At 63.7% G+C, this 16,517-nt stretch carries 13 protein-coding genes; 10 read left to right on the top strand and 3 right to left on the bottom strand.

Going from position 1 to position 16,517, the window contains the following annotated elements:
• The first annotated feature begins 32 nt into the window (after nt 1-32).
• From SPICUR_RS09080 to SPICUR_RS09635, 7 genes are all read left to right on the top strand, one after another.
• Nucleotides 33-1,226, top strand: a complete 1,194-nt coding sequence (locus SPICUR_RS09080) for a LegC family aminotransferase (RefSeq protein ID WP_023368271.1) — start codon at nt 33-35, stop codon at nt 1,224-1,226.
• Between the two features lie 78 nt (nt 1,227-1,304).
• On the top strand, nt 1,305-1,583 hold the full coding sequence (locus tag SPICUR_RS09075; protein WP_023368269.1) for a hypothetical protein: 279 nt from the start codon (nt 1,305-1,307) through the stop codon (nt 1,581-1,583).
• 24 nt (nt 1,584-1,607) lie between these two features.
• Nucleotides 1,608-2,126: a hypothetical protein gene (locus SPICUR_RS09070; RefSeq protein ID WP_041381895.1), complete on the top strand. Its 519-nt coding sequence runs from the start codon at nt 1,608-1,610 to the stop codon at nt 2,124-2,126.
• A gap of 27 nt (nt 2,127-2,153) precedes the next feature.
• Nucleotides 2,154-3,341, top strand: a complete 1,188-nt coding sequence (locus SPICUR_RS09065; protein ID WP_023368265.1) for a UDP-N-acetylglucosamine 4,6-dehydratase — start codon at nt 2,154-2,156, stop codon at nt 3,339-3,341.
• 9 nt (nt 3,342-3,350) lie between these two features.
• Nucleotides 3,351-4,070, top strand: a complete 720-nt coding sequence (locus tag SPICUR_RS09060; protein WP_023368263.1) for a sugar transferase — start codon at nt 3,351-3,353, stop codon at nt 4,068-4,070.
• Nucleotides 4,067-5,383, top strand: a complete 1,317-nt coding sequence (locus SPICUR_RS09055) for a nucleotide sugar dehydrogenase (protein WP_023368261.1) — start codon at nt 4,067-4,069, stop codon at nt 5,381-5,383. The genes SPICUR_RS09060 and SPICUR_RS09055 overlap by 4 nt, the downstream gene beginning before the upstream one ends.
• A 93-nt stretch (nt 5,384-5,476) precedes the next feature.
• Nucleotides 5,477-7,939, top strand: a complete 2,463-nt coding sequence (locus SPICUR_RS09635; RefSeq protein WP_148291349.1) for an MraY family glycosyltransferase — start codon at nt 5,477-5,479, stop codon at nt 7,937-7,939.
• On the opposite strand, the gene SPICUR_RS09045 is transcribed toward SPICUR_RS09635, so the two are convergent.
• Entirely contained in the window at nt 7,895-9,247 is a 1,353-nt protein-coding gene (locus tag SPICUR_RS09045) for an O-antigen ligase family protein (protein ID WP_148291348.1), read from the bottom strand. The genes SPICUR_RS09635 and SPICUR_RS09045 overlap by 45 nt on opposite strands.
• A 775-nt stretch (nt 9,248-10,022) precedes the next feature.
• On the opposite strand from SPICUR_RS09045, the gene SPICUR_RS09040 reads away from it, so the two are divergent.
• From SPICUR_RS09040 to SPICUR_RS09030, 3 genes are read left to right on the top strand one after another with little or no spacing between them, the layout of a single operon-like run.
• Nucleotides 10,023-10,943 carry an NAD-dependent epimerase/dehydratase family protein gene (locus tag SPICUR_RS09040; protein WP_023368253.1) on the top strand — a complete coding sequence of 307 codons (921 nt, stop codon included), beginning with the start codon at nt 10,023-10,025 and terminating at the stop codon, nt 10,941-10,943.
• Nucleotides 10,940-11,512 (top strand): sugar transferase, encoded by a 573-nt coding sequence (locus tag SPICUR_RS09035; protein ID WP_041381893.1) that lies wholly within the window; start codon nt 10,940-10,942, stop codon nt 11,510-11,512. Before SPICUR_RS09040 ends, SPICUR_RS09035 begins: the two co-directional genes overlap by 4 nt.
• Before the next feature lie 17 nt (nt 11,513-11,529).
• Nucleotides 11,530-13,428 (top strand): polysaccharide biosynthesis protein, encoded by a 1,899-nt coding sequence (locus SPICUR_RS09030; RefSeq protein WP_023368249.1) that lies wholly within the window; start codon nt 11,530-11,532, stop codon nt 13,426-13,428.
• On the opposite strand, the gene SPICUR_RS09025 is transcribed toward SPICUR_RS09030, so the two are convergent.
• Both SPICUR_RS09025 and SPICUR_RS09020 read right to left on the bottom strand, forming a co-directional pair.
• Nucleotides 13,362-14,732 (bottom strand): O-antigen ligase family protein, encoded by a 1,371-nt coding sequence (locus tag SPICUR_RS09025; protein ID WP_148291347.1) that lies wholly within the window; start codon nt 14,730-14,732, stop codon nt 13,362-13,364. The two genes, SPICUR_RS09030 and SPICUR_RS09025, sit on opposite strands and share 67 nt — an antisense overlap.
• An 823-nt stretch (nt 14,733-15,555) precedes the next feature.
• Complete coding sequence (locus SPICUR_RS09020; protein ID WP_023368245.1) at nt 15,556-16,440, bottom strand: fructosamine kinase family protein; 885 nt, start codon at nt 16,438-16,440, stop codon at nt 15,556-15,558.
• Nucleotides 16,441-16,517 lie beyond the last annotated feature (77 nt).

Raw genomic sequence — 16,517 nt, 5'->3', positions numbered from 1 at the left:
CAAGTTGGAGCGCAAATGGCACACATAGCCTCATGACCCTAATCAATAACATCCGCTCCATCTACGGCGATGGCCCCGTGCCCCTGCATCGCCCGATCTTCGCCGGCGATGAAAAGGCGCGCGTGCTCGAGTGTATTGACTCCAACTTCGTCTCATCGGCTGGGGAGCTGATTGGCGAGTTTGAGCGCCAAGTGGCGGCGTTTACTGGCGCGTGCCATGCCGTAGCCACGGTCAATGGCACAGCGGCGATTCAGGTAGCGCTGCGCCTATCCGGCGTTGAGCCCGGCGACGAAGTCATTACGCAGGCATTGACCTTTGTCGCGACGGCGAATGCGGTGGCTTACACGGGTGCCTCGCCGGTGTTTGTGGATGTGGATGAGGACACGTTGGGGCTGTCGCCGGAGGCGCTTGAGCGGTTTCTGGAAGACGCCGCAGAGGTAACCGGAAAGGGTGCCATCAATCGTCACACGGGCCGCCGCATTGCGGCGGTGCTGCCGATGCACACCTTTGGCCACCCGGCCCGTATCGAAGCGATCGCTGAGATCTGCGAGCGCTATCGCCTACCGCTGGTGGAGGACGCCGCTGAGGCCCTCGGGAGTTGGGTAGATTCGCCGGGCGACACAGCGGGCGAGCTGGACACCGCGATCAACCGCCGTCACGCCGGCACCATCGGCCGACTCGGCACACTCAGCTTCAACGGCAACAAAATCATCACTACTGGCGGGGGTGGCATGATCCTGACCGATGACCCGGATCTCGCCGCCCGCGCCAAGCACCTCACCACCACCGCCAAGCGCCCGCACACCTATGAGTTCGTCCACGATGAGCTGGGCTATAACTACCGTATGCCCAACCTGAACGCCGCCCTGGGCGTGGCGCAGATGGGGCGTCTGCCCGAGATGATTGCCGCCAAGCGCGAGGTCGCCGCCCGCTACGAGGCCTTTTTCGCCGATCGCCCCGAGACCTTCATCACCGAGCGTCCCGGTACCACGGTCAACTACTGGCTGAACGCCATCCTGATGGCGGATCGCACTGAGCGCGATGCCCTGCTCCAGGCCACCAACGCCGAGGGCATCATGACCCGTCCCATCTGGGAGCTCATGACCGATCTGCCCATGTACCAGCATTGCCAGCACGACGGCCTGGCAGTCTCTCGCTGGCTGCAGGACCGCATCGTCAATCTGCCCTCGTCAGTGCCTGATGGGCGGCTGACCCAAAGTGGTTGACCGACGAGCGGACTCGCTCGGCCGTGGGTGTGTTGTACGATGTGAGTCGAGGGTACCTGAAGAGTTCGCGGAGGCCACATGCAAGCAGAACAGTTGTCTCGGGCCGGCATAAGCCCGGAAGCGCTCGAGGCCGAGCTTAATCAGATGCATGCCCCTGACTTCGTTAAAAACCTGCGCGTTAGTTGGGGTCAGGATGCAACCGGTGATGAGGCGGTGTGGGTCTGGATGCGTGTCCCCGAAGGCGTGACAGCGCAGCCGGGGGCCATGGCTGCCATTAAGGCATACAAGAAACAGATACAGGTTAGGGTTTTTGAGCTTGCCCCTGGCGTCTGGCCTTATTTCCGACTCGAGAACTGAGGCGGCTGAGACAAGGAGGTCTCTATGGCGCTGGCAGATGATTTGCTTGGCCAGGCCCACCAACTCGCAAGACACGAGCCGAAAAGGCCCAAACAAGCCAGCCTTCGGCGGGCGGTATCCACTGCCTATTATGCGTTGTTCCATCTTTTACTCGACGCGGTGGCCCGGGAGGTCGTCTCTGGACAAGGCCAGTATCAGCTCCGTGGCTTAGTGGCGCGATCCTGTCAGCACGGGGCCATGAAGGATTTCTGCCAGACCATCGTTAATTCCGATGGCAAAAAGCTGCCGGTGCCTGCTAATGACCTGTTGGATCGGCCGCTCTCACCCGCGCTGGTTGATGTTGCAAATGCGTTTGTCCAATTGCAGCAGGCCCGACATGAGGCGGACTACGATCTCAGTCGGCGCATCGCGCGTGACGATGCCCAAGAGTTGCTGGATGCAGCGGATCAAGCATTCCACTCGCTTCGCAGCATCGACAAAAAAGCATCGCAACGGCGCCTTTTCCTGCTCGGCTTGATGTTCCACCAACGCTGGAACCGGTAATAAGCCGTCTCATTTCCGGGAATAACGATGAATACGCTCTCCCTCATCGGCCGCGACGCGCCGCTCTTTGACGAAGATATCGCCGCGCACGAGCCGGCGCTCACCGAAAAAGTGGCGGGTAGCCGATTTCTGATCATCGGTGCCGCAGGCACGATCGGTCAGGCGGTCACTCGAGAGATCTTCCGCCGCAATCCGGCCGCGCTGGATGTGGTGGACATCAGCGAGAACAACCTGGTCGAGCTGGTCCGCGACCTGCGATCAAGTATTGGCTACATCGATGGTGACTTCCGCACGTTTGCCCTGGATGCTGGCTCGACCGCTTTCGCGGCTTTAATGCGCGAGCCCACCGGGTATGACTATGTGCTCAACCTCTCGGCGCTTAAACATGTGCGGTCTGAGAAAGACCCCTACAGCTTGATGCGCATGGTGGAGGTCAACATCGAGAACACCCTCGCCACGGCGCGCTGGGCGCGGGAAAAAGGCGCGTCGAAGTATTTCTGTGTCTCCACCGACAAGGCCGCCGCACCTGTCAACATGATGGGCGCGAGCAAGCGCATCATGGAGCTCTTCCTGATGCGCGAGAGCCAGACCCTGCCGGTTTCCATGGCGCGCTTCGCCAATGTGGCGTTCTCAGACGGTAGTCTGTTGCACGGATTCAATCAGCGGCTGCTGAAGCGTCAGCCCATTTCCGCGCCGAGCGACGTGCGGCGGTATTTCGTGACCGACACCGAGTCGGGCGAGCTCTGTCTGCTCTCCTGCCTGCTGGGGGAGAGCCGTGACATTTTCTTCCCCAAGCTCAGCGAGCGGCTGCATCTGATGACATTCTCCGAAATCGCGGTGCGCTATCTGGCCGCACGCGGTCTGGAGCCGGTGCCCTGCGAGACGGAGGACGAAGCGCGTCAGAGCGTTGAACGTCTTGCCGCGAAAGGCCAATGGCCCTGCTATTTCTTTGCGAGCGACACCACCGGCGAGAAGGACTTCGAGGAGTTCTACACCGACGGCGAGGATATCGACTGGCAGCGCTTTGAGCGCCTGGGCGTGATCCGCAATCCAGCCGAGTTTGATGAAGCCAAGCTCGATCATTTCCTCGCCGAGATCGCGCGCCTTCGCGCCACCGGGACCTGGCAGAAATCGGATCTGGTGGAGCTGTTCTTTGAGATGCTCCCGGATTTTGCTCACAAAGAGACCGGGCGGTATCTGGACTCACGGATGTAGTCTGACGGTATGCAACGATTCTTTGATCTGATTTTCTCCTCGCTGGCGCTTCTGGCGCTGGCACCCTTGCTGATCCCAATTGCCATAGTGCTGCGCCTGACCGGCGAGGGCGAGGTGTTTTTCCGCCAGGACCGCGTGGGGCAGGGCGGCCGCCCGTTCGGGCTTTTGAAGTTCGCCACCATGCTCAAGAATAGCCCCAATATCGGGACGGGCACCGTTACGGTGGCGCGCGACCCGCGCGTGCTGCCAGTGGGCCGTTTCCTGCGCAAGACCAAGCTGAACGAGCTCCCGCAGCTCATCAACATCTGGCGCGGTGAGATGAGCGTCATCGGTCCCCGTCCGCAGACGCAGCGTTGTTTCGATGCGTTTCCGGAGGAGGCTCAGGCGGACATTGTGCGGGTGCCGCCGGGGCTGTCCGGGATCGGCTCGATAATCTTCCGCGGTGAAGAAGACCTATACGAGGGCTTTGAAGATCCCGACTGGGTCTACGACACCCTGATCATGCCCTACAAGGGCGAGCTCGAGCGCTGGTATGTCCGCAATCGCACACTGCGCAATTACTTTCTGCTCATCGCGCTAACCGCATGGGTAGTGGTGTTTCCGAGCAGCGGGCTCGTCTGGCGGGTTTTCACTGATCTGCCGCAGCCCCCAGCAGAGCTCGCCGCCCACTTGCCGGGGTATCCCTCGACGCAACCCCGCTCTCAACCCACGCATGGACGCCACGAATGAACTTACCTGATAACCCAAAGATCGCCGTCATCGGCCTCGGCTATGTCGGTTTGCCGCTGGCCGCTGCCTTTGCCGAGGCCTACCCGGTCACCGGCTTCGATATCGATCCACGCCGCATCAGTGAGCTGAAGGCAGGCTATGACCGCACCGATGAGCTGACGGTGGACGAGTTGGATGCGGGCGTTGCCCACGACATCCGCTACACCAGCGACATGAGCCGCCTGCGCGACTGCAATGTCTTCGTGATCACCGTGCCTACGCCCATCGATGAGCACCGCCGCCCGGATCTCACGCCCTTATTAAAGGCCAGCGAGACCGTCGGTCAGGTCATTCAGCCCGGCGCCATCGTCATTTATGAGTCCACCGTCTACCCCGGTGCCACCGAGGAAGACTGCATTCCGGTGATCGAACGGGTCTCGGGGCTGACCTATGGCGAGGACTTCCATGCGGGCTACAGCCCCGAGCGCATCAACCCCGGCGACAAGGCCCATCGGGTGACCGATATCGTCAAGGTGACCAGCGGTTCATCGCCCGAGGTCGCCGACTTCGTCGATGCCCTCTATGCCGGGGTCATTACCGCGGGTACGCACAAGGCCCCGAGCATCGCCGTCGCCGAGGCCGCCAAGGTCATCGAGAACACCCAGCGCGATGTGAACATTGCGCTGGTCAACGAACTGGCCATGCTTTTCAACCGCTTGGATCTGGATACGGAAGCCGTGCTCGAGGCCGCTGGCACCAAGTGGAACTTCCTGCCCTTCCGCCCGGGGCTGGTGGGTGGTCACTGCATTGGCGTCGATCCCTACTACCTCACCCACAAGGCCCAGGCCGTGGGTCATCACCCCGAGATGATCCTCGCCGGCCGGCGCCTCAATGACGCCATGGGCGCCCATGTAGCGCATGAAGTGGTCAAGGGCCTGATCCAGCGCGGCGTCTGCATCCCCAAGGCGCGCATCCTCGTGCTCGGCCTCGCCTTCAAGGAAGACACTCCAGATCTGCGCAACACCCGCGTCATCGACATCGTCCGCGAGCTTGAGGACTACGGCGCCACCGTCCCCGTCCATGATCCGGTGGTGGATGCGGAAGAGGCGCGGGAGGAGTTTGGGCTGGAATTGGTGCCGGCGGAGGCGCTGGAGGGGCTCGCGGGTGCGGGTGCCGAGGATGCCGCGGGCTATGACGCCGCCATCCTCGCCGTTGGCCATCGCCCGCTCGTCCAGCAGGGCGCTGAAGGGATCCGGGCGTGGCTCAAGCCCGGCGGGTATCTGTATGACGTCAAGTACGCGCTCCCCGCCCACGCGGTGGATGGGCGGTTATAGCGCCGACGGGCGCTCCCTCCGTGTGGGGGATACCCAGATCGCCGCTGATCGGATAGTTTCGGCCTTAACAATGCAAGCAGACAGGATGTCGGTTTGGAACAACTTCTCGCGGCAGGCACTGCTGGATTCACCGCTGCACTGTTGGTCGCGGTCTTCGCGATTGGGGTGCTGCGCCGACACGCGAGGCGCTTCGGCCTGGTGGACCGGCCCGGTGGGCGTAAGCAACATCAGCGGCCAACACCGGTTGTGGGTGGTCTGGGCATGGCCATCGCGCTGGCGGCCGCGTTGCCAATCGTACTGGGACTGCATGAGACCGATTCAGGCTTTGGCACCCTTCTAAGCGCGGGCGCCCCCTTTGCGGGTGCGCTTCTCGGTCTGCTGCTCTTCGGCCTTGTCGATGATCAGCGTGGTCTGGGCAGCGCTCCGAAGTTCGGCGTACAAGTGATGGCAGCACTCGTGGCGGTCTTTGCTGCGGGACTCGCGCTTGAGCGCATCGGTATATGGCCGGGTGGTGGACTCATTGCAATGGGCTTTCTCGCCGCACCGGTCGCCGTGATTGCCATCGTTGGCTTTGTGAATGCCTTCAAAATGATCGACGGCGTGGATGGCCTGGCCGGGAGCACGGCAGTGGTCATGCTCGCTGCGTTGGGCATTGCGGCATGGGTGGCTGATGCCGCCTCGGCCATGCTGATTGCCGCGACGCTATGCGGTGCCTGCCTCGGTTTTCTGGTCTTTAATCTGCGCACGCCCTGGCGCCCACGAGCGACTGTTTTCCTCGGCGACGCAGGCACGTTGATGCTTGGGTTCGCGATCGCCTGGGTGGCGATCGATGTCTCGCAGCGCGCGGCCTCTCCGATTGCGCCGGTGGGCATTGCCTGGGTGCTCGCGTTGCCGGTCATCGATACGCTCAATCTGATGATCCGGCGATTGATGCGGGGTCAGAGCCCGTTTCACGCCGATCGCAATCATTTGCACCATATTCTTGGACGCGCCGGGTTCACGCCCGGGCAGACGGCGATGATCTTCAGCGGCCTCACGCTTGTCATGGCCGTGATTGGCCTGGCGGGGTCGCTCATCGGTGTCCCCGATGTCCTGCTCGGATTGGCCCTTTTGCTGGTCGCCAGTGCTCACTATTTTTTCGTGCGCTACGCCTGGCGGACCACGAAGGCGATCCGGCGGCTGCGGGGGTTGTTGGCGCGATCGGATGCCGACCGGCTACCGGTCATCGACCGCATGGCGCTTGTGGGGATCTACACCGTTGCGTTGGCGCTGCCGGCAGGCCGAGGTGGGATAGTGGGCGCTGGAGTGGCGTTGATCGGGCTGGCATCACTCGCGCAACGACAGGCGATCGCCGCCGCTCTGCGCGGCCTTGCCATTACACGGCTTGCGCTCATGATGGCGGCCTGGATGACGCTTGCCGTTTTTCTGCGGCCCGAGCCGTTGGCAGCCGTCTGGCTCCCCGTGATGTGGATGACCGGGGCGTTCGCGCTGCCGCTCGGCTGGTGGCTCGGCCGCTACCGGCATCATGCGTTACCGCTTTTCTCGCTGGCGGTGGCGTCGCTCATCGGCACTTGGGCGCTCGGAGCGGACTGGCAGATGCTCGAAGCCGGCTACCTCCGCACCGCCGATCACTGGGGTAGTGTCCAGACCGGTGGCCTCCTCCTGGTGCTGATGCTCATGGTTCTGGTCGGTGCCGGTGCCTACGGGATCACGAGCTATACACGGCGCTGGCGCGCACGGGCGAGCCTGGTGAGTGCTGTCCTTGGGGTAACCATGCTGCTGCTCTTGCTGCTTGGCCTGTCCTTGCAATCGGCCGTCGCGGCCGGGTTGGTTGGGCTTGTCGCCATGGTGGTGGCCGCCATGCGACCGGGTGAGCAGCGTGCGCTTCGCGTCAGCGTTGTGGGCGCGACGGTTGTGACCATCCTGCTGGGGAGTCTGCTCGCGAATACGTTCAAGCCGCCGGGCGTGTCCCTGGATGAGCAGTACTGGGGGCCGGTTCAGGCTGCTTTCCTCTATCTCGGTGGCGCAACGACGCAGGCCGAGACGCGCTATCCCGGCGTCGCCTCGAGGCTGGCGGACTGGCGGTCGGTTGTTCAGGCATCGGCGCAGCGTCCCCTGGCGGGCGACGGGCGGCCATTCACGGCGGAAGAGCGCCCGCAGGGGGCTTTACCAACTTATCGATCAGCTTATGCATCATTGCTACTGACAGGCGGACTGCCGGGGCTGGGCTTGTTCGTCGCATTGATCGCTGTTTGGATGCGGGCGGTCTCGCGTGCGGGCCGCCGTCAGGCCTGGCCGCTCGTTCAAGTCATCACCGCGTATGGGCTTTTGTGGAGTGTGCTCGGCTTGTTCTTGCTCTCGCCCGTGGTTCATGACCCATTGAGTGGCGTGATCATCACCGCTGTCTGGGCGTTGGGCGTGGCGGCCAGTCTTGATTCGCATCAGTCCAGCTCGGCGGGCGCACCGCCTGCCACGAGTGGAGATGAACCGAGTTCTCCCTCTAGGGTGCCATTACGTATCGTCGACGGGGGAGCGGCGCGCCGGATCGACCGATAAGCCCACCAGCACGGCAGTCATGAATGCGAACGTCATTGCACCGATGTTGTGATTGAAGTTCACCTGCGTGAGTCCGGTCGCCATAAATCCAAACATGAAAATAAGCCCGGCAGTCGCTACGGCGAGACAGGGCGCCTTTAACGTTTGCGACGGGTCGCCGGGTGGTCTGGTTCTCAGTCGCAGAAAGCACACCGCTGGCATGAGGTAGAGGCCTAAGAGAACCGCTCCACCAATGATCCCCTTTTTGACGAGCGTGTTGAACCACTCGTTGTGGGCGTGAGTGAATTGCGCGGCGCCAGACGCGATGTAGCCCGACGCACCCAGTTCGCGCGTTCGCTCGATGTAGCCTTGCTCACCCCAGCCGGTCAGTGGCCTTGACTTGAACAACCGCCACGCGCCTTTCCACATATCAAGTCGGTAGCCAACGCTGCTGGTGCGGTCGGTGCCGTCAATGTAATGCTCTAACTGCTGCGCGGCGCCGGTTATGCGGTGTGCGACGCCGGTCGCCGGTTGGAGATAGACGGCAGCGACCAGTAGCGCGAGCGCCATCGGAGCGAGGACGAGATAGCGACGCGTGTGACCAAGCCGCACGGCGGCCCAGAGCCCGATCAGCAGTGCCGGGCCAAGTGCCAGCCAGGCGCCGCGACTGCCGGAGAGGAAAGACCCCGTCAGGCCGCCGATGCCACCGAGGATCAATATTGCAACCGTGAGCGCACGACCGCGTCGCGTTGTCGGTCGGCTGGCCGCCCAGATCGTGCCGGCCAAGCACATCAATCCGATCAGCATGCTGGCATTGCCGAACTGGATCGTCTGCGCAAAGCCGTTGGCGCGCGAGTGGCCCTCGATGAGTTTCTGGGTGATGGCCAGTCCACCCGTGCCGATGCCGCCCACCGCCAGACCCAGCCAAAGCGCACCCTGTTGGATACGCGCCTGGGCGAAGACGCTCAGGCAGAAGGCCGCGAGCAGAAAGCGGCTGGGCCGGTCGAACTCCCTCAGGCCTTCGCCCCGCAGCGCCGCGTCCCCCATCCAGTAGAGGGCGTAGAGGATCATGAACGCAATCACCGCCTTCACGGCGGTCGGCAGAGGCGGCTGTTGTGCCCAGGTGCGACGGTTGGCGACGAGGTGGGTGACCGCCGCGATGAGCAGTGCCACTGCGCCGATGGAGTAGCCATCCGGGACGGTCAGCGCCAGTGCCGGGAACAGGAATACCGCGGCGGTGATGAACTGCTCGCTGCGGGTGAGGGGCGCCCTCGGCGGCGTTGGCGTTGGCGTGGGCGTAGGCGGGTTGGATGCGCTGGCGGTGTTCAATGTGCGGGTCCGATCGTCCGTGAGCAGGGGCAATATACCTTGATCAGTGGCGATGACGCATTGTTGGCTGGGAGTGACATGCGCTGGGTGACGGACGTGGCGCGCGGCGCGGCGCGGGGCGGCGCGCTGGGCTTTGTCGGGGACGGTGGGCAATGTCTGACCGCTGAGCGTTGAGGAGTGATCAGTGAGCGGTGGGCAGTGAGCAGTAAGCAGTGAGCAGTGAGCGCAGCCTGTCCCAACTCGGAAGGTCCCTTGGTTGCGATACCTTTTTCTGGGGAGTGGTAATGCGCGACGTTCTACGTCCAACGGTTTTATGCCATGCGTTAGTGCGGTTGAGCGGTCTCAGCCGGGTGAACGCCGTTCCGGCGCGCGTAACTCGTTGATTCTCCGATCTGCATAATAGGAGGCCGTTTTACGTCTGGCCTAATGATGTTGTACGAAGAACGTCATGCCTAAGCCCCCTCCGCTATAACACCCTCATCGCCTTGCCTGCCCAAAGCGCGTTAGTGCGCCCTCAACCATCATGTCGCTCTGAATCAGATCCTTAGCCCAGCAGTTTTCCCTGATGAGTTCGCGGAGGGGCCGGTCTCGGATGCGTGCCTAATAAGGCCTTACGATGCAGGTGGGCAAATCACCGGGAGCAGAGCACACACCACCAATATCGATGAGGCCGCCCCAAGTAGACCCGCCGCCGTATACTATGGCTCATGATCTCCCGCATTGCCGTTTACAATCTGCAGATCCCCGCGACCGGGCGCGATGACCGCGATATGCGATGACGGATGTGTCAACACCGATCCTGGTCACCGGGGCCAGCGGGTTCGTCGGCCGCGCGCTTATGCCCGCCCTTGCCACGGCGGGTTATGCGCTCACCACGCGCCTGCCCCGACCGGCACCCGACACCGACTGGACCGATTGGCTGATGCCCGGCGGTGCGGTGATCCACCTCGCCGCAAAGGCCCATGAGCAGGCGGCTGGGGCGGGGCTTGATGGGCTTCGTCCGGCGAATGTCGCGGCTACCGTCAATCTGGCCTGCCAGTCTCAGGCCGCCGGGATCCGGCATTTTATCTTTTTGAGCTCTATCGGCGTGCTTGGCTCGGCGAGCAGGACACCGCTCACCGAGGCCGATCCACCCGCGCCGGCGAGCCCTTACGCGCAGAGCAAGCATGAGGCGGAGACCGCGTTGTGCCAGCTCGCCACGGGCAGTGACATGCTCGTTACGATCATCAGGTCGCCCCTCGTTTACGGACCCGGTGCGCCGGGCAATATCGGCCGGCTCCTACATTGGGCCTGTTCTGGGCGGCCATTGCCGCTGGCCGCGGCGACGACCAACCGCCGTCACCTGCTTGGCCGTGACAACCTCGTTGATTTCATCGAGCATGCGCTCATGCACCGTCAAGCCGCCGAGGGGGTCTTCCATGTTGCTGATGATCGGGCTGTCTCGACCCGCGAGCTACTGACAGTGCTCGCCGCAGGCGCGGGTCGTTCGCCGAGGCTCTTCAATGTCCCGCCGAGGCTGCTGTGGGCGGGCGCCCGGCTGATTCGTCGTCGCGACCTCGCCGAGCGGTTGCTCGGATCACTGACTGTCGACACGGCACGAGCACGTGAGCGGCTCGGCTGGGTGCCGCCGCGCCCCGTCGAGGCGGGGCTGCGCGAGGCGGTCCTGCGGTCCAGCGCCCAAGGCGAGTCGGTATGATCCAGCGGGGGACCATCCGCGCGTTGGATCTGACGTTGTCAATGATCGGCGGTCTGGTCCTGTCACCGATTTTCCTCGGTGTGCTCCTGGTTGGCTTCGCGGAAACCGGATCGCCGCTGTTCCGCCAGGTGCGGGTCGGTCGACATCAACGGCCCTTCACACTGGTGAAGTTCCGTACCATGCGCCCGGATACACCCTCGGTCGCTACCCATCTGGCCGATACCTCGGCCGTGACCCGGCTGGGTGGTTTCCTGCGCCGCACCAAACTCGATGAGCTGCCGCAGCTCTGGAACGTGATCAAGGGCGACATGAGCCTGGTCGGACCGCGACCCTGTCTGCCCGAGCAGCGCGCCCTGATCGAGGCGCGCGCGGCGCAGGGCGTATTCATCCATCGCCCCGGGATCACCGGGCTTGCCCAGATCCATGGCATCGATATGGCCGAACCTGAACGACTGGCCGAGTGGGACGCGCGCATGCTCCGCTCGTTCTCATTGCCGGCGTATTTCCGCTACATTGTGCGGACGGTGACCGGCGCGGGACGCGGGGACCGGATCCACTCAAGGGATTGATACGCAGGGATTGAACAATGGGCCGACCGAAAAAACGCGCCACCATGCTGGTCGGGGATGCCCTGATGATGGCATTCGTGGTCTGGGCGGCGTTTGCACTGCGCATGGGCGAGGGGTTCTCGGTCAAGTTCTACCAGTTCTGGTACCTGCACCTCCTCCTGCCGGCGATCAGCCTGCCGCTTTTCTACATCTCGGGGATGTACAACTCGGTCCTGCGGCACATGGGCCCCTCCGATGTCTGGTCAGTGGTGCGCGGGGTGACCCTCTCGACCCTGGCGTTCATCCTGATCGTGGTGCTCGGTGACCTCGTCGCCGTTCCGCGGACCACCCTCACGATCTACTGGCTGATTGGCCTGCTGTTCATCGGCGGCAGCCGTTTTCTGGTGCGGGCGTGGCATCAGCACTATGCGCGCTCGCGCGGCAATCAGGAGCCCGTGGCCATCTATGGCGCCGGCGCGGCCGGGCTGCAGTTGGTGAGCTCGCTGATGGCCACGGGTGAACATATCCCGGTCGCCTTCATCGATGACAACCGCCAGCTCCATGGCACGCTCGTGCGTGGCGTGCCCGTGTACCCGCCGAGCGAGCTGGATCGGCTGATCCGGCGCCTGAGCATCCACTCGGTGCTGGTGGCGTTACCGTCGGTGTCGCGCCAACGCCGCCGCTCCATCATCAAGGCACTCGAGCGCTATCCGGTGCATGTCCGCACGATTCCCAGCATGACCGATCTAGTGACCGGCTCCGCGCGGCTCCGGGATGTGCGCGAGGTGGATATCGAGGACCTGCTCGGTCGCGATCCGGTCGACCCGGATCAGCAGTTGCTCGAGGGATCGATCACCGGACGCTCGGTCATGGTGACCGGCGCGGGAGGCTCCATTGGGGGTGAGCTCTGCCGCCAGATCATCCAGCTTCGCCCCCGGCGCCTGGCGATCTTCGAGCGCTCGGAGCTGGCGCTCTATCGCATTGACCGCGAGCTCCGCGCCCTCGCCAAGACCCATGGCCATGACTGCGAGATCATCCCGCTGCTTGGATCGGTGGTGCATCGCCGGCGCATGACCGAGTGCATGCGCAACCACGGCATCGAAACCGTCTATCATGCCGCCGCCTACAAGCATGTCCCGCTGGTGGAGGCCAACCCGCTCGAGGGGATCCGCAACAACGCCTTCGGGACCTGGCATACGGCGGCTGCGGCCGAGGCGGCTGGCGTGCGGTCGTTTGTCCTGATCTCCACGGACAAGGCCGTCCGGCCGACGAGCATCATGGGCGCGACTAAACGCATCGCTGAGCTCGGTGTTCAGGCGCTGGCCGCAGAGGCCTCGACAACGGTCTATAGCATGGTGCGGTTCGGCAATGTCCTTGACTCTTCGGGCTCGGTCATCCCGCTGTTTCGTGAGCAGATCCGCGAGGGTGGGCCGGTCACCATTACCCATCCCGATGTCACACGCTATTTCATGACCATCCCCGAGGCGGCGAGCCTGGTCATTCAGGCCGGCTCGCTGGCGAAGGGTGGCGAGGTGTTCGTGCTGGATATGGGCGAACCGGTCCGTATCCATGAGCTGGCGCGGCGGATGATCCAGTTGAGCGGCTTCACGGTTCGGGACCGGGAGAACCCGCACGGTGATATCCCGATCGAGTATATCGGCCTGCGCCCGGGCGAGAAGCTCTTCGAGGAGCTCCTGCTCGGTGAAAACTGTGAGCACACCGATCACCCGATGATCCAGCGCGCGCGGGAGGAGTGTCTGCCCGTCGGACGCATCGTCGAGTGTCTGGAGTGCTTGGAGACGGCTTGTCGGGAGCAGGATGTGGAGGCGGCTGAGCGGATGCTCGGTGAGTGCGTGGTGGGTTTTGAGCGTCAGGACGCGCGGGATTCATTCGCATCGCTGACAGCGCCGACCAGCACGGCCGTCATAAACGCATAGACCATCACGCCGATATTGTGGTTGAAGTTCACCTGCGTCATGCCGGTCGCCATCAGACCGAGCGTGAAGATGAGCCCGGCGGTGGGCAGGGCGATTCGGCCGGCGAGTCCCTCACGGCGGTCGCGTTCACCTCGCCGATACACACCGCTGAAGACAATGAGGGGCGACAGGTAGAGCCCAAGCAGGATCGTGGCGCCCACAATGCCCTTTTTCGCCATCACGTTCAGCCATTCGTTATGGGCATGGGTGAAGTCGGCGGCGACCGGGTCGATCACGCCCGCCGCTCCCAGGGAGTCGGTCTTGCTTACGTAGCCAAGCTCGCCCCAGCCCAGCATCGGCCGGGCCTGGATCAGCTGCCAGGCGCCTTTCCACATCTCCAGTCGAAGCTCGACACTGCGGGCGCGGACCGCGGGAGCGAGGGGATGCTCGGGTGCCGCGGCGGCTGTGGTGTCCGCCGTGTTGCCGGGAGGCGGGGTGTCGGTGCTGGCGGTGGACAGGAGATAGGTGGCGGCGGTGGTGAGCAGGATCATCGTCGCGGTGATCAGCATGAGGCGTCGCCCGCGCCCCAGTGACCCGGTGACCCAGAGCCCGATGAGCAGTGCAGGGGCGAAAGCGAGCCAGGCGCCGCGGGTGCTCGGCAGCAATGCCCCGATCAGACCGCCGCCAGCCCCGCCTATAAGGGTGACGATGAGCAGCGTCCTCTGGACGTTTGGACGGTTGTGGTCGGTGGGCAGGCGCATCGCCCAGAGAAGGCCGGCCATGCACATCAAACCGATGAGAACGCTAGCGTTGCTGAACTGAATGATCTGCGAAAAGCCCGATGGGCGCGGGATGCCCTCGATCATTCGCTGCCATAACGCAACCCCTCCGGCACCGATGCCGCCCACCGCCAGACCCAGCCACAGCGCGCCCTGCTGGATACGCGCCCGGGCGAAGACGCTCAGGCAGAACGCCGCGAGCAGAAAGCGGCTGGGTCGGTCGAACTCTCTCAGGCCTTCGCCCCGCAGCGCCGCGTCCCCCATCCAGTAGAGGGCGTAGACGATCATGAACGCGATCACCGCCTTCACGGCGGTCGGCAGGGGCGGCTGCTGCGCCCAGGTGTCGCGAGCGGCGATGCGGTGGCTGACCGCCGCGATGAGCAGTGCCACTGCGCCGATGGAGTAGCCATCCGGGACGGTCAGCGCCAGCGCCGGGAACAGGAATACCGCGGCGGTGATGAACTGCTCGCTGCGGGTGAGGGGCGCCCTCGGCGGCGTTGGCGTTGGCGTGGGCGTAGGCGGGTTGGATGCGCTGGCGGTGTTCAATGTGCGGGTCCGATCGTCCGTGAGCAGGGGCAATATACCTTGATCAGTGGCGATGACGCATTGTTGGCTGGGAGTGATATGCGCTGGGTGACGGACGTGGCGCGCGGCGCGGCGCGGGGCGGGGCGGCGCGCTGGGCTTTGTCGGGAACGGTGGGCAATGTCTGACCGCTGAGCGTTGAGCAGTGATCAGTGAGCGGTGGGCGCTGGGCGCTGGGCAGTGGGCAGTAAGCAATGAGCAGTGAGCGTAGTCTATCCTAACCCGGAAGGGCCCTTGGTTGCGGTACCTTGTTTTGGGGAGTGGTAATGCGCGACGTTCTACGTCGAACGGTTTTATGCCATGCGTTAGTGCGGTTGAGCGGTCTCAGCCGGGTGAACGCCGTTCCGGCGTGCGTAACTCGCTGATTCGACACTCGGCCTGGTCATGTGCCGTTTTACTTCGGGCATTGAGATACTTGACGGAGAACGTCACGCGTTATCCCCCCTCTGCCATAACACCCTCACCGCCTTGCCTGCCACCTACCGAACCGGCTGCGCATCGGCGGCTTGTCTTCACCCGCCGAAACCTGGAGCGGATGATGCGTGATGATCGTCCGGCCACAAGGGTGGCGACGCCCAAGCGCTTGAGGAGATTATCGACGAGCGGTATGTCGGATAAATCTCGACGCCGTGGTGGCCGGCTGAGGTGAATGCGCCGAGGACCCAATGGACATTGCACTGCAAGGATGCACCTAAGTGCAGACGTGCCATGTTTTCAGAAAATGGCACATCATGTATCGCGCGATCTAGGGAGGTCTGATGGCCTTTCGATAGACGGATTGGGCGATCACACCTGCGCCAGCAACCGATCGATCATCCCCTCCGCCTCTCGGGCATACGGCCCGCCGAACAGATTCGCGTGATTGAGGATGTGGTAGAGCTGATAGAGCTCGCGGCGCACGGGATATCCCGCATCCAGCGGCCACACTGCCTCGTAGGCCGAGTACGCCGCCGCCGGCAGTCGGCCGAATAGCTCGGACATCGCCAGATCGCTCTCCCGATCGCCAAAGTACACCGCAGGGTCGTAAAGCACCGGCGCGCCCGACCCATCAAACGCGACATTCCCCGACCAGAGATCGCCGTGCAGCAGTGAGGGAGCCGGGGTGTAATCGCTGAAAAACGCCCCTAACCGTGCCGCCAGCGCCTCGCCGCGATCCTGCAACCGCCCGCCAAAGCCATTGCGACGTGCGAGGTCGAGCTGAAACCGCAATCGATGCTCGCGGTAGAACGCTACCCAGTCGCGCCCCCAGGGATTGACCTGATCGGTGTCGCCGATGGTGTTGTCGCGATCCCAGCCGTACTGATCCGCCGTCACTGCGTGCAGATGCGCCAAAGCATGACCCAACGCCGCTGTATCCCCGCGCGGACGCAGATCGATCCACTCCATCACCGCATAACTGCGATTGCCTGCGACGCCGGTAGTCAATGGTCGCGGCACGCGCGGGCCTTCGGCGGCCGCAGCCATGGCCGCCAGCCCCGCCGCCTCGGCCTCGAACATCCACAGCCGATCGGCGCGGTTGAGCTTCACGAACCAGCGCTCTGTCGGCCCCTCCAGCCGATAGGCGGCATTGATATCGCCACCACCGACCGATGTGCGCCGCATGGGCGCGGGCGCATGACCCGATGCCTCGGCGATGGCCTGCTCAATGCCGGCCCAGCAGTCGTCGTTCATTTCATGTCCCGTGACGTGTCGCTGGTGTTGAATCGCACACCATCATCGCTGTCACCGCGATTCGCATCAATGCGTTG

Origin of the sequence: Spiribacter curvatus (genome assembly GCF_000485905.1) — a bacterium.
GTDB lineage: Bacteria > Pseudomonadota > Gammaproteobacteria > Nitrococcales > Nitrococcaceae > Spiribacter > Spiribacter curvatus.
The sequence above is the reverse complement of the archived record's forward strand: the minus strand, read 5'-3'. Positions and strand labels throughout refer to the sequence as shown.